We start from the raw sequence: 13,577 nt of genomic DNA on the forward strand, positions 1-13,577 counted from the left end.
ACTGGAAACCCAGTTTAAATATGACTTTCTGAATTACGAATTAATATGAATTTTATTGAAACCGCCGTTCGTTGGCGACATGGAACTTTTGTTTTGTTTTGCTTGCTAGCAATGTTCGGGGTGTTCTCTCTACTAAAGTTACCCCTAGAATTGCAACCAGGGGGCGATCGCCCTGAAATTACGATCACAACTAGCTATCCGGGCGCAGGGCCAACAGAAGTAGAAGACCTGATTACCCGCCCCATCGAAGAACAGATGCAAGAGGTGCTAGGTGTCCAAGAAATTAGTAGTACTTCTCGTGCTGGACGCAGCAGCATTATCTTAGAATTTGCTCAGGATGCCAACGCCAGAGAACGGATGATAGATGTTCTCAACCGCTTGCAACAGGTAGAAAGTTTGCCTCCAGAAGCGCAGGAATCGAATGTAGAACTAGTGGGTGGTAACAGTTCACCGATGATGTGGATTCCCTTTGATACCAAAGAAGGATTTCAACCAGATGCAGACCGTTATCGGGACTTAGCAGACGAAGTGGTGATTCCCCGTTTGCGGCGAGTCGAAGGAACTGGGCAGTTTTTGTTAGTGGGTGGACAAGAACGAGAAGTCGAGGTGAAAGTTGATCCGAAAGCATTAAGCGATCGCAACCTGGCAATTGGCGATGTAGTACGAGTTCTTCAAGAAAACAACCGCGATATTCGGGGTGGGCCATTAATTCTCGGACGACGGGAATATCGAGTCCGCACAATCAGCCGATCGCAAGATTTATCTCAAATTGAAGGCTTTGTGCTGCGACGTGATCAATCGGGCACAGTTTACTTGGGAGATGTAGCAAAAGTACAAATGGGACGCAAACCCCAAGATAGTGCGTTGGTGTTCAACGGCAAACCTGGGGTAGCAGTCGGTATAATTCGGCAAATTGGGGCGAATGTGCCAGAGGTAGCTAAAGGCATTCGGGCAGAAATTGCTGCACTCCAAACTGAATTTGATCGGCAAAACCAAGGTATTCGCTTTGTCTATAACTATGACGAAAGTGAATACATCAATCAATCAGTAAGTTTCGTTCGAGATAACTTGATTAGTGGAGCATTACTAGCAACTATCGTCTTAGTTCTATTTCTTGGCTCAATGCGAACTGTTGCTGTAGTTGCAATCACCATTCCTATAGGTACAATTATTGTGTTCATTGTCATGTCTGCATTTGGACGCACATTGAACATCATCAGTTTAGCAGGACTAGCATTTTCTGTGGGTATGGTTGTAGATAACTCGATCGTTGTGATTGAGAATGTCTTCACCCACATGCAGCAAGGTAAAAACGCCATACGGGCAGCCATTGAAGGTACGCAAGAAGTTTGGGGGGCAATGCTTGGTTCCACCTTAACCAACGTAGTAGTCTTTGTACCACTATTAATGGTGACGGGTGAAGCAGGGCAACTCTACGCCGATATGGCGATCGCTCTTTCTGCCTCTTCTCTATTCTCGCTGTTTGCGGCATTAACTTTAGTCCCAATGCTATCGGGATTGTTCCTCAAACAATCGGAAGCCATGCAAATGATGCAGGGTGGTGAATATCGGGGCGGCAATTGGTTTGAGCGAATGGTAGCTAAAAGCTCTGCGGTGTTTCGTCATTTTCAAAGCAAACTGGAAAACTTTCTCGCCGCTACCGTCAGTTGGTCATTGGGACGTAAGCGTATTGGTCGCAGGTTAATTGTGCTGTCGATTCCTGTTGTTTTATTAGTGACTAGTATTCTTCTCTTACCACCTGCCGATTATCTACCCGAAGGAAATCGTAACTTAGTTGTATTGCGGGCAGAACCGTTGCCAGGAACTAGTATCCCAGAAGCGATTCGGCAATCTGAATCTGTGCAAAAATTTCTGCGATCGCAACCAGAAGTTGAGCGTATCATGTACGTTGATCGTCCAGGCGCACTGCGCGGGATTGCGACGATCTTAAAACCAGAATTTGCCACAACTACGGGACTCGCTGATATGGTGGATCGGTTACGTGCCCAAAGTAGTAACTTTGCTGGATACCGTTTTGTGATCCCAACACGGATTTCTATATTCCGCGATCCGGGTAAAGAATTTGAAGTGGATATTGTTGGCGCTGACTTAAATCAGATTGGTGATTTAGAAAAGCAAATTACCGGGAAATTGCGATCGCTTCCAGGGGTTCAGAATGTGCGCTCAAACTTTGTATTGGGTGCAGGAGAATTACAAGTGATTCCCAACCGCGAACGCATCGCCGAAGTAGGACTTTCGGAAGCGGAAATTGGTTCAATGGTAGAAGCAGCATTGGGTGGTAAAGTTGCCTCCGATTACATTGATGGCAAAGAAGAATTAGATGTCTCGGTGGAACTACAAAATACTGCTGTGGAAACGCCAGAGCAACTGCGCCAATTACCTCTATATGCACAAGGACGACAAGTGCAACTAGGGGATATTGCCGAAGTCGTGGAAACAACGGGAGCTGATGCCATTAACCACGTTGATTTAGAGCGCTCAATTAGCCTTACAGTTTCCCTTGCACCCGATGCCCCTCTTGCTACGCTGGTAGAACGTACCGAAGAAGAAATTCTAGCTCCTCTGCGTGCCAGTTTACCCACAGGCTATCGGCTAGAACTGTCAGGTTCAGCAGATCAGTTAGCAACAACTGTTGGCCAATTAGCTGCTGCATTTGCATTTTCGATTTTGATTACTTACTTATTACTAATAGCGTTGTATCGCTCATTCCTTTACCCAGTGGTGATTATGGCAACAGTGCCGATGGGTATGAGTGGCGCACTATTGAGCCTAGTGATTGCCAACATGATTCCAGGAATGAATGTGGCATTGGATATGATTACAGCCTTGGGATTTGTGATCCTTACAGGCGTGGTTGTTAACAACGCCATTTTGCTAGTTGATCGCGCCTTGCAACTCCAGCAAGCAGGCGAAGATTTTGATGCATCCTTATATAATGCGACAAGCGATCGCTTACGTGCCATTTTCATGTCTGCTGGAACTAGTGTGTTGGGGATGTTGCCGCTAGCAGTTCTACCAGGTCAAGGTTCAGAGTTATATCAAGGGTTAGGCATTGTTTTAACAGGTGGTCTGGCTTTTTCTACTATTTTGACTCCCACTGTTGTACCCGCACTTATGGGTTTACTATACGATCTTTCTGGACGGAAATCACCGCGATCACCAACTGTAAAAAAGCCGGAGAAACTAGCTACCTAGATAGCGCTGCTGCTAAATCATCAGGACTTACGCAACTGGCACAATGCGATCGCCAATTACTAGTACATAAGTATTATTTAAATCTGATTCCGAAAGCCTTGTATTCGTAATAGAAGCTGGTGTATTGGAAGCAAAGCATGAAATATTCATGAGAAAATAGGTAGAGGTTGTATGAGATAAATGTTGTTTACGGGAATGAGATTTACTAAGCTTAATTACTGCCAATACTTATTAAGTAGTCAAATTAATTATACGATGACCAATTTGGCAGAGCATTTGGAGACTATTAGCCATGATGCAATTAACTACTATTTAAAGAGAGAAAAGTTAACACCTCGATTACTCTGGGATAACGTGAAAGAGGTAGTTGAGCCTGATACCAATGGTTACATAATATTTGATGATAGCGTTTTAGATAAAAGGTATTCTGAAGAAATAGAAATAGTCAGGAGACAATATAGTGGTAATGAGCATGGTGTCCTCAAAGGTATTGGTGTAGTTAGTTGCATGTATGTCAACCCTACTATTCAAAGATTTTGGGTAATAGATTACCGCATTTTTAATCCTGATGTCAATGGCAAAACCAAGATAGACCATGTGAAAGACATGCTGCAAAACCTTGTATATCATAAGCTTTTACCATTTGATACTGTTTTGATGGACACATGGTATGCCGTACAGAGTTTAATGCTTTATGTTGATAGTTTAGAAAAAATTTATTACTGCCCTTTAAAAAATAATCGGTTAGTTGATGATACATTTGCCAAAGAAAAATATAAACGTATTGAATTATTAGAATGGAGTCCTGAAGAGTTAGAACAGGGTTAGCGCGTCTCAAACCCTATTGACAGCAGGGGGATTATGGCAGAGGTAGTGAGTTTGAGAGAGCCGCAGCCAACACAGAAAGCATATAGCGATCATTCATAGCTGCTCGTCGTGATTTTTGGCGAATACTGCGACAAAAAGACGATTCTCGCTCTAATGCATTAAGAGCAATGCGACGTAGTAAAGCAAAGTTTTGTGGACTGTGTAAAGAACGAATTCGGCATTCATCCTCGTGGAAAGTAACATCCAATGTCCAATGAACAGAGTTTTCAATTCCCCAATGCTGTCGAATAGCGCTACCAATTTTGTGAGCATCACTGGTAAGACTAGTAATGTAAAATTGCACCTCGTGGGTAGTTTTATCGAACAGAATTCAGGAGTCAGGAGTCAGAATGGGCTAAACGCCCCGCTACCGCTAACAGAATGAATTCTGTGCGAGTGGCGGATAGCGCAGCGTAAAGCCTTCTCTACGAGAGGCTGCGCCAACGGCATGGCTTCGCTTAAAGCGAGTCCACGTTCGCGCAGCGTCTCGTAGAGAGCGTCTGAATAGCCGGGTTTAAGACCCCCACTAAATCTACGATTTGGTGGTCTTTAATCAGTCGCGGGTCTGAATCCCCGACTGATTTATTCTGACTCCTGTTAGCGGTAGCGGGGCGTTTAGCCCATTCTGACTTCTGAATTCTTCTTCAATCTCTCAAATACTCTCCTAAAAGTATCGGGGCTGGGTATTCCGAATGGTAGTTCCAAAAACGTTTTCAACCATTCCTCTTTACTGAGTCCATACTCCTGAATATCTTCCCAACCTTGCGCTCCTGCTATTACTGCCAAAATTGCTATGGTGATGATATCAGTGAGTAAATGATATCTTGTCATTTTCACTCTGGGGTCTTTTATTTGTGTGAAATATTCCTGAAACTTAGTGGTAATGTCTTTGCTATCTATCCCTGTTTTGTCACTCTGGCGGTAGTATAATAAGGTACAAATGCTAGAACCAAGACACAGAGTATGGTACAGCCCCGTCCAGCCGCACCAACAGTTAAATTTGTGGACGAATATTGCCAGTGGTATAAAAGCCTGTTTCCAGATGTTAGGAGCTTCGAGGCTTTTAAGTACCTTCATGTAGGGTGTATTTCTGAACTAAAACGGAAAACCCTACCAGAAATAGCAAAGATTGTAGGATTGGATAACCAACAGGGTTTACATCATTTTTTAACTACATCACCGTGGGATATAGAGAAGTTAAGAGATTTGCGATTAGAGCTAATTTTACAAGTACTAAAAGGTAGACCAATCATTCTGATTATTGATGAAACAGGAGATAAAAAGAAAGGGAATAAGACAGATTATGTGAAACGACAGTATATAGGAAACTTGGGGAAAGTAGAGAATGGAATTGTGGCAGTAACAGCGTATGGCGTATTCTGCGGTATGACTTTTCCACTGCTATTTGAAATATATAAGCCTCGTGAAAGATTAAAGCCAGAAGATAAATACCTAACCAAGCCACAAATAGCAGCAATTCTCATGCGAAAGCTCAAGTCAATGGGCTTTAAATTTAACTTAGTACTGGCAGACAGTTTGTATGAAGAAAGTGGAACTAACTTCATATCTGTGTTAGATGAAATGAATCTAAACTATATAGTAGCGATTCGCTCAAACCATGATGTGGATTTACTTCCAAGACAATATACTCAATATTTAAAGTGGCACAAGTTTAAACGAGTATTTTCTGATCTGAGTAGTGAAAATAGGTTTATCAGAGAAATAATTCATGGTAAACGTAGCGAAAATAGGTACTGGCAGATTACCACAGACCGAGAGAAATTACCTGGTAACACTACTTGGTATGTAATGAGTAAATACCCAGACCTTACACCAAGAGATGTGGGAAACTTTTACGGTTTAAGAACTTGGGTTGAGTATGGGTTGAAGCAAAGCAAGAATGAATTAGGTTGGTCAGATTATCGGCTAACTCACTACCCGGATATTGAACGCTGGTGGGAGATTGTTTGTAGCAGCTATTTAATGGTTAGCCTACACTCTGAACAAATCCAGTCTTCTGTGCCAAAATCTCCATCAAAATTAGCTTCGCATCCCTGGTGGAATGATGAAAAAGGCTGGAAGAATATTCTTAACAATCTCCGCTTAATAATTCAACCTTTTACCTTATTTAACCTAATATATCCCTGGTTAACAGTTTTTCCTATTCCCCAATTGTCCTTGGGTTTTTCTAAACTTCAATCTATTATTTATAGCCTCACTAGTTCAATTTTTATTTCTCTAACTCACCCTGATTTCTACTTTTCCTCTGCCTAGAGTGACAAAACAGGGCTATGCTGGGTGCAAAAGATGCTTTGGTTTTGCTTTTCTTGTTCTCAAATCCGGTTGACATTACTCGAACCTTGCACCTAGATGGATTAAATCTTACCCTAGCTCGGATAGTGTCACTTTGTTTCCAACCTGATTACTAGATAGATCAGGCAAGTCCGCTTGTCAATAGGGTTTGAGACGCGCTGACCCTGCAAGAAAGTAAAGCTTAGTGTTAAAGCAAATCCCCTTTAACAGCTATTATTCGGTTTACCGAACCGAGAAATTCGAGTAAACCGTAATATCTTTTTTACCGCCTAATCTGGTGAGGGAATCATCCATTGTTTGGTGAGAATAACCGAATTTACAAACTTGTTATTTATCAATATTATGGAAATCAAAGCAAGGATTTAAATCCAAAGTTGGTTGAGCCAAAAACTACTACTGATACAAGGGATAAATTAATATGTTATTTCGTTACAACTCTGCACAAGATTTCAACACTTTAGAAAGTTACATCAACGGTCTATTGGGAGACACTAAAGTCCCATCTGCACAGTTTGAAAAAGGCTCTGTCAAAGTTCCGGCTGCTGAACTGCAAGAAACTGATGATGCAATTTATCTGAAGCTAGAACTGCCAGGGCTGGAAGCTAAAGACCTAGATATTCAAGTTACAGAAGATACTGTTCACATTAGCGGTGAACGCAAGTCTGAAACCAAAACCCAAAACAATAGCACTACCAAGAGCGAATTCTACTATGGTAAATTCCAACGTGTAATTCCTCTATCTGCTCGGGTTCAAAATACTAATGTCACCGCAAATTATAAAAACGGTATTTTGAATTTGACACTGCCCAAGTCCGAGAAAGAAAAGAACAAAGTTGTCAAGGTTAATCTAGAGCAAACTACTGCTTAATTGATGTTGAGGAAACTACTTTACCTCCAATAATTGATTGAGATAGCTAAAAGCCCAGTTAAAAGATGACTGGGCTTTTTTATGGAGAAAAAGTCGGGATTTGATTTTTGTTCGCGCATCGTAGCGTAGCCATCTTTACTTGCGTGGGAAGGCAATAGGCAATAAGAAAGAAGGCTTTTTGAGTTGTACAGAGTTTTTTCACGCAATCAAATATAAGTCCTATATTAGGACTTACGCACGGGTAACGGAAAACGTAGACACGTTCGCGTAGCGTCTCGTAGAGAAGTGGCTTGCCGCAGGCTACCACAGAGGGCGCAGAGGTCACGGAGGAATAAGAGTTTTAGAGGGTTTTTGCGTAAGTCCCACTATATGTTGATGAAATAGCCCGTTGACTATATGTTATATCTGCCGTCTCTGTCATATCTGTCGTTTCTGTTATATCTGTCGTTTCTGTCATATCTGCCGTTTCTACGACCGCCAACTGAAAACTCAGCTCGACAACCATTTTTCACCCAAATACGATTTCTTCCATAGCCCCAATTTCCTCTACAACTGGCGTTAGACAATTGCCTGATAAGCCTCACTCTACCTCTTGCATTTATCGAACAAGTATTCCTTCGATTATTCTGGCTTGAACAAGTTATTATTTCCTGAGCTGAAGCTGGAGCAGCAACACTCAAAAGTGTACCTGTAGTAAGACTGGCAACCAGAAAGGTGATAGCAATTATGGGAAGGCGCATAATCATATAAAACCTTAGATTTTTTTCAGATTTCAGAGAGAAAAACTATATTTTATTGTAGCGAACTGCATTAATAGCCAATGAATGAAATCAGATTAAATGTAAAGAATAATTCATGTCTTCGTCCCCGGATGTGCCTATAGTCTGGGACTTGCTGCAATTGTTCGACGAGATTCATACTTGTTAGTTATCCATTTTTCTTTACCCTCTACAAACCATTATTATTTTTCTCTCGTTGTATGAAACCACCCTGCCTTCCCGACGCAGGAAGGGGGAAAATTCAAAGTCTCTCTCCTTTTAGGAGCTACGGTGTACACACAAGTCGTGAAATTCCACCTGACACTTGGTTTCGTCATCTAGCAATAGGATTGTGCGATGGGGTACCCGCCCGCCGGAGGCGATCGCTCTTGAAGCCTGTCCGGAGCGTTCGCGCAGCGTCTCGTAGAGAGGAGGAACGACGTTCGCAAGAGCGTGTCGCAGACAAGCAATCGACTTTAACTACAGGATTACGTGATTACTTCGCTCCGTTATCACTGCGCTCGTAATGACAATTTAAGGGGTCTATAACGCCTGAAACCCTTTCAGATAGTACTTGTGTGTACACCGTAGCCAAGTCGGAGAGAGAAATAGAAGTGAGGTTTTCCAGATGCCGTGAAAAGTCAGACAGGCTCCCACTGATTGTCTTTAATTTTTAATCTTTAATTTTTAATTTTTAATTCCCTAAAGGGGCTGACTTGGGCAAGCAAATAGTGAAACAAGTTCTACCTGGCTGTGATTCAAATGAGAGCGTACCGTGATGACGATTTTCTACAATCCGGCGAACAGTTTCCAAGCCGAGTCCTGAACCACGCCCCACTGATTTGGTGGTGAAGAAAGGTTCAAAAATGCGGGTTTTAATTTCAGGTGGAATTCCACTACCAGAATCGATGATGTCAATATGGGCAAAGCGATCGCAATGGTGTGTTGTAATTTCCAGCAGTCCCTTACCATCCATTGCATCTATGGCGTTATCAATCAAGTTCGTCCACACCTGATTTAGTTCACTCCCATAAGCAAGAATTTTGGGAAGATGTTGCTCGTAATTACGTTGTACTTGGATGCCGCACTTGAGTTTATGAACAAACAGTCGCAATGTATCTTCTAAACCTTGATGCACATCGACTTCTTGCTGAACGCCTTGATCGAGGTAAGAGTATGACTTCATCGCTTGCACAAGTTCGGAAATTCTCTCGGCTCCTCGTAAACCATGTTTAATCATTGACATGACTTCAAATGAGAGCGATAGCCAGTGCAATCCCATTTCTCGCAATTCAGTCTCGTCGTTGCGCCAACGTTCCATCATCTTATCTAGGGTTTCGACCTCAACACCACCTTCTGCTAAAGGTTCGGCTAATTTCCATGCCTGCTTCACACCATAATCTTCTAACCATTCCAGCAAGACATTTTCGCGATCGCTTAATGTCACTGGATCTAGGCGATTATTTAAAATCGCATCATAGCCTTGATCCCGGATTCTCAACCAGTCTTGAGTATGGGCTTCTTCAACATTGCGTTGCCCATAAACTAAGTTCATTCGTTGTAGTTCCAGGATAGCGGCTGGCATTTCCCCTAAAGTCCGAACGAGGGCTGAAGCTGGGTTGTTGAGTTCATGAGCTAGACCGGCGGCAAGTGTCCCTAAAGCCGCCATCTTTTCCCGTCCCCGAATGAAAGACTCTAATCCCCGCATCCGACGTTCCATAATGCGGAAGACCATCCGCTCAAAATTACGACATTCATGCAGCAGTTTACGGAAATCTTCTCCTTTTAATTGATAGAGGTGGCAATTTGTCAATGCCCGCATTGTGACAGGTGCAGGTTCATCTGTAAGTACTGGAATTTCACCAAAAAAGGATGGGGCTTCGTGTTGCCCGATGGGAATTTCAACTCCTTCACTGCGGCGGGTGATGTTGATTTTACCTTTGACTAAGATAAATAAGCGACATGCAGGGTCTCCCTCATGAGACAACACTTCTCCACCAGAAAGTTCAACTGTTTGAGCGCGATCGCAAACCCACTCCAATTGCTCTTGAGAAAGCTGTTGAAACGGGTCTAAGTTGATCAATTCTTCAATACACAACATGAATCAACCTCCTTAGTTTTTCCTGTTCCAGCTAAACATTGCTCAGGTAGCGGTGAACGAATTGAATAGCGATCGAGCCTTCACCCACACCGGATGCCACCCGCTTAATTGACCCAGATCGCACATCTCCGGCTGCAAATATGCCAGGAACGTTGGATTCTAGCAAGAAAGGTGAGCGTTCCAAAGGCCAACCTAGAGGAGATTTGCCATTTTGCGTTAAGTCGGGGCCTGTGACGATAAATCCTTGAGTATCGCGTCGAATAATACCATCGAGCCAATCAGTTTTGGGGATAGCACCAATGAAGATGAAAAGCGATCGCGCTGGCACGGTTTGGGTTTGTCCAGTCTTGGCATGGGCAATCACAATTTCTTCTAGATGTTCATCTCCCTTGACTTCGACAACGCTGCAACCTGTGCAAACTTGGATATTTGCAGTCGCCGCAATTTGGTCAATCAAGTATTGGGACATACTCAATGAAAGCGACTCGCCCCGCACCAGCATAATCACTTTGCTGGCATATTTAGAAAAGTGCATTGCTGCTTGTCCGGCAGAATTTGCCCCACCTATGAGGTAAACCTCTTCATTGCTACAGGCGATCGCCTCAGTCATGGCAGCACCGTAATAAATTCCGGCTCCTGTCAGCTTTTCGGCTCCTGGGACATTTAGCCAACGGTAGGAAACTCCGGTTGCAACTAAAAGTGCATGGCAACTAATCTCACTGCCATCCGCCAATTGCAGAACCCGATAAGGATCTTGCAGCTTAACTCCAGTTACTACTTGAGGAGTGAGGATTTCTACCCCAAATCGCCGCGCCTGAGTGACTCCCCGCCTGGCCAAATCGCTGCCGCTCAAGCCAACAGGAAATCCTAAATAGTTTTCAATGCGCGAACTTGTGCCTGCTTGACCGCCTGGTGCTTCACGCTCAATTAACACCGTACTCAATCCTTCAGAAGCGCCATAGACTGCGGCTGCCAGTCCAGCAGGGCCAGCACCGACGATCGCCAAGTCATAAAATGGTCGCTCTGCCTGGGTTTGCAGCCCAATTTTAGCGGCAATCTCTAAATTAGATGGTTGGATTAATCTGGAACCATCGGGAAACAGCACCAAGGGCAATTGCTGCCTGCCATCAGCTTGGGCGTATTCTATTAATTTGGCTGCATCCGGCTCCAGTTCAATATCCAACCACTTGTAGGGAATCTGGTTACGCGCCAAAAAGTCTTTTACCTGATGGGAAAAAGGCGACCAGCGATTACCAATGACTCGAATCCCTTCAAAGGGTGGACGGAATCCTGCTAGCCAGTCATCTAGTAAATCATCCAAAACTGGATATAGCCGCTCTTCTGGTGGATTCCAGGGCTTGAGTAGGTAATAATCAAGCCTGGCACTATTAATTGATTTAATCGCAGCATCCGTATCTGCATAGGCCGTCAGCAAAGCACGTTTGGCATCAGGAAAGATGACTTTTGCCTGTTCAAGGAACTCCACACCTCCCATTTGAGGCATTCTTTGATCCACCAAGAATAAAGCAACTGCTTCATTCCGCAATTTGAGTTGCTGTACCGCGTCCAGAGCGGTAATACCGGAATCTGCCCGGACAATGCGGAAGCGATCGCCATACTGATGCCGCAAGTCTCGTGACACCGCTTGCAACACTTCTGGATCGTCATCGACGGTTAAAATTGCAGGTTTCGCCATAACTACTGTTACTTAACAATTACAGTACTTAGCTGTTATCTTCAAAAATTTGTCGTTAAAATATCTACTGTTTAACCAGTTGCTTTAAACGAAAGTATGCCTCTTCTGGTGTCAGCGCTTCTGATTGACTTTCATTAGGTATATAAAATACCCAAGTATCTGGAAAGTAATGCACCACAAAACTGGGAATCAGACCCAAACTTACTGCTTGCTTTCCAAGCTTCTCAGCTTGTTCCTCTAAACTCAGTTGGTCATGAAATGGGTGTTCAGCCATACTTTTCATCTCCCTGCACTTTATTTGACCCTGGAAGAACGTTCAATACCCAGATTGCACGAATCACTTTTAAGTAATTTACTATGTTTCAGACTGAGCTTGAGAATATTTAGGTTTACTACCACAATATTTTCAAATATGGTTTTGTAGAGAATCATAAAGCTATTTTGGTCATTCCGGGTAAAGCGCGGTTTCACAGCCCATACAGCATGGGGAATATTACTGGTCTATCGCATTAATTTTGAGGGATAAGAGAATGAACCGCGTACTCCTGCAAGGTTAAAGGTTTTTTCTTTCCCCTTTCCCCCGCCCCTTATCCCCAGAGGGGGTCCCACCTTCCCCTTTTCCCCTTAACCGACAAGTATTGGAACCACTATTGGTCTGTCTCATTAATTCTGAAGGGTTATAAAAGTTCGTAGTAAGGACTTTAGTCCTTGATTTGAGCGATAAATCGCTCACTACAAACCTAGCAAAATTAATGCGATAGACCACTATGCAGTTTAAGGATTTTGGCACTAACCCAAGCGTATTTCTATAAGTAAGTTGGCAGAATAAAATCAAACTATGTAAAGGAAAATTAACTAGGCTAAAACCCTTATGCCTATTGCCCTATCCCAACAACAATTATTTACGCCCACTTACTTGTATTTGGATGTTTTACACATTCTTTAATTGATTAGTGAAGTGAAATCCCAATCCAGCAGTGTAGCAATCTGAGCAGGTAGAGTAACTGGATCAAAAGGTTTGAGGATTACACCTGCAACTTCATACTGTCGAAGAATTTGCGAATTCAGCCATCGTACTTTAGCACTAAGCAGGACTACAGGAATAGCTTGAGTTTCTGGATTATTTCTGATTTTATTTATAAGTTCAAAACTAGCAGTATCACGGATTGAGATATCTAATACAATTGCATCGGGACTATCGCGTACTGCACTCTGTAATCCTTCCAATGGAGAATCTGCTGTCACCACATTCCAACCAGCTAAATCTTGGAGGCAAAGTTTTACTATCTCACGTACATTCAATTCATCATCAATTAGCAATATCGTTTTGCTAATTGTATTTACCTCCTTTACTATATTCATTTCATTTAATTAGACTTTCCTATCATTCAAAATATTTTTATCTGTAACTAAGAAAGATAAATCCAAAAAATAAAAAACTAATGAAGATATAGGATTTGTTACAAAACTTCAAAATTAATTGTCCCAATCCAGAATTTCTGTAACTTCTTTGTAAATAGAGTTGGGTTTAAAGGGTTTGGTAATCACCCCGGCAATTCCGATCTGAGGAAAACGGGTGCGATCGCGAGAGTCAGCCAGAAAATGATGGCGAATGTAACATTTTTGAAATAATTCGAGTGTAAAGAATAGTATCAATGAAACAAAAATAGCAGCTAAGGGTAAGAGATGAACTGCTGAGTTCTCTGTCCTAAACGCAGTTTCCAAGCTGGATTTGTCTCCTTTTCCTACACCCTCGCA

Annotated in this window: 10 protein-coding genes and 3 pseudogenes; 5 read left to right on the top strand and 8 right to left on the bottom strand. The window is 42.7% G+C overall.

Annotated features, from left to right (window positions below):
- The first annotated feature begins 45 nt into the window (after nt 1–45).
- On the top strand, nt 46–3,216 hold the full coding sequence (locus GJB62_RS02630) for an efflux RND transporter permease subunit (RefSeq protein WP_114080562.1): 3,171 nt from the start codon (nt 46–48) through the stop codon (nt 3,214–3,216).
- Between the two features lie 27 nt (nt 3,217–3,243).
- On the opposite strand, the gene GJB62_RS37935 is transcribed toward GJB62_RS02630, so the two are convergent.
- Nucleotides 3,244–3,366 carry a hypothetical protein gene (locus GJB62_RS37935; protein ID WP_258551411.1) on the bottom strand — a complete coding sequence of 41 codons (123 nt, stop codon included), beginning with the start codon at nt 3,364–3,366 and terminating at the stop codon, nt 3,244–3,246.
- 45 nt (nt 3,367–3,411) lie between these two features.
- On the opposite strand from GJB62_RS37935, the pseudogene GJB62_RS02635 reads away from it, so the two are divergent.
- Nucleotides 3,412–4,020: pseudogene (locus GJB62_RS02635) on the top strand (transposase); the annotation flags it as partial.
- 55 nt (nt 4,021–4,075) lie between these two features.
- Here GJB62_RS02635 and GJB62_RS02640 read toward each other — a convergent pair.
- Together GJB62_RS02640 and GJB62_RS37335 are read right to left on the bottom strand one after the other, a co-directional pair.
- A pseudogene (locus GJB62_RS02640) lies at nt 4,076–4,411 on the bottom strand (ISAs1 family transposase); the annotation flags it as partial.
- A gap of 317 nt (nt 4,412–4,728) precedes the next feature.
- Nucleotides 4,729–4,983, bottom strand: a pseudogene (locus GJB62_RS37335) (transposase family protein); the annotation flags it as partial.
- A gap of 63 nt (nt 4,984–5,046) precedes the next feature.
- On the opposite strand from GJB62_RS37335, the gene GJB62_RS02650 reads away from it, so the two are divergent.
- From GJB62_RS02650 to GJB62_RS02665, 3 genes are all read left to right on the top strand, one after another.
- Nucleotides 5,047–6,357 carry an IS701 family transposase gene (locus GJB62_RS02650; protein ID WP_159402441.1) on the top strand — a complete coding sequence of 437 codons (1,311 nt, stop codon included), beginning with the start codon at nt 5,047–5,049 and terminating at the stop codon, nt 6,355–6,357.
- 457 nt (nt 6,358–6,814) lie between these two features.
- The gene (locus GJB62_RS02655; protein ID WP_114080587.1) at nt 6,815–7,264 is read left to right on the top strand and encodes an Hsp20/alpha crystallin family protein; all 450 of its coding nucleotides are present in this window, start codon (nt 6,815–6,817) and stop codon (nt 7,262–7,264) included.
- A gap of 979 nt (nt 7,265–8,243) precedes the next feature.
- Nucleotides 8,244–8,549 carry a hypothetical protein gene (locus GJB62_RS02665; protein WP_147262445.1) on the top strand — a complete coding sequence of 102 codons (306 nt, stop codon included), beginning with the start codon at nt 8,244–8,246 and terminating at the stop codon, nt 8,547–8,549.
- A gap of 167 nt (nt 8,550–8,716) precedes the next feature.
- Here GJB62_RS02665 and GJB62_RS02670 read toward each other — a convergent pair whose 3' ends face one another.
- From GJB62_RS02670 to GJB62_RS02690, 5 genes are all read right to left on the bottom strand, one after another.
- Nucleotides 8,717–10,123, bottom strand: a complete 1,407-nt coding sequence (locus GJB62_RS02670) for an ATP-binding protein (protein ID WP_114080586.1) — start codon at nt 10,121–10,123, stop codon at nt 8,717–8,719.
- A gap of 31 nt (nt 10,124–10,154) precedes the next feature.
- On the bottom strand, nt 10,155–11,819 hold the full coding sequence (locus GJB62_RS02675) for an FAD-dependent oxidoreductase (RefSeq protein WP_114080585.1): 1,665 nt from the start codon (nt 11,817–11,819) through the stop codon (nt 10,155–10,157).
- Between the two features lie 64 nt (nt 11,820–11,883).
- A complete protein-coding gene (locus GJB62_RS02680; protein ID WP_114080584.1) occupies nt 11,884–12,093 on the bottom strand; it encodes a hypothetical protein in 210 nt (69 codons plus the stop codon).
- A gap of 668 nt (nt 12,094–12,761) precedes the next feature.
- A complete protein-coding gene (locus tag GJB62_RS02685) occupies nt 12,762–13,181 on the bottom strand; it encodes a response regulator (RefSeq protein ID WP_209271470.1) in 420 nt (139 codons plus the stop codon).
- A 114-nt stretch (nt 13,182–13,295) separates the two neighbouring features.
- Nucleotides 13,296–13,544, bottom strand: a complete 249-nt coding sequence (locus GJB62_RS02690; RefSeq protein ID WP_114080583.1) for a hypothetical protein — start codon at nt 13,542–13,544, stop codon at nt 13,296–13,298.
- Nucleotides 13,545–13,577 lie beyond the last annotated feature (33 nt).

The sequence above is a fragment of the Nostoc sp. ATCC 53789 genome, assembly GCF_009873495.1.
In the GTDB taxonomy this organism is placed as follows: domain Bacteria; phylum Cyanobacteriota; class Cyanobacteriia; order Cyanobacteriales; family Nostocaceae; genus Nostoc; species Nostoc muscorum_A.

Excerpts from the sequence above, each read along its gene's own strand:
- GJB62_RS02670 (WP_114080586.1), bottom strand. The coding sequence starts at position 10,123 with ATGTTGTGTATTGAAGAATTGATCAACTTAGACCCGTTTCAACAGCTT.
- GJB62_RS02630 (WP_114080562.1), top strand. The coding sequence starts at position 46 with ATGAATTTTATTGAAACCGCCGTTCGTTGGCGACATGGAACTTTTGTT.
- GJB62_RS02675 (WP_114080585.1), bottom strand. The coding sequence starts at position 11,819 with ATGGCGAAACCTGCAATTTTAACCGTCGATGACGATCCAGAAGTGTTG.
- GJB62_RS02680 (WP_114080584.1), bottom strand. The coding sequence starts at position 12,093 with ATGGCTGAACACCCATTTCATGACCAACTGAGTTTAGAGGAACAAGCT.
- GJB62_RS02655 (WP_114080587.1), top strand. The coding sequence starts at position 6,815 with ATGTTATTTCGTTACAACTCTGCACAAGATTTCAACACTTTAGAAAGT.
- GJB62_RS02650 (WP_159402441.1), top strand. The coding sequence starts at position 5,047 with ATGGTACAGCCCCGTCCAGCCGCACCAACAGTTAAATTTGTGGACGAA.
- GJB62_RS02665 (WP_147262445.1), top strand. The coding sequence starts at position 8,244 with ATGAAACCACCCTGCCTTCCCGACGCAGGAAGGGGGAAAATTCAAAGT.
- GJB62_RS02685 (WP_209271470.1), bottom strand. The coding sequence starts at position 13,181 with ATGAATATAGTAAAGGAGGTAAATACAATTAGCAAAACGATATTGCTA.
- GJB62_RS37935 (WP_258551411.1), bottom strand. The coding sequence starts at position 3,366 with ATGAATATTTCATGCTTTGCTTCCAATACACCAGCTTCTATTACGAAT.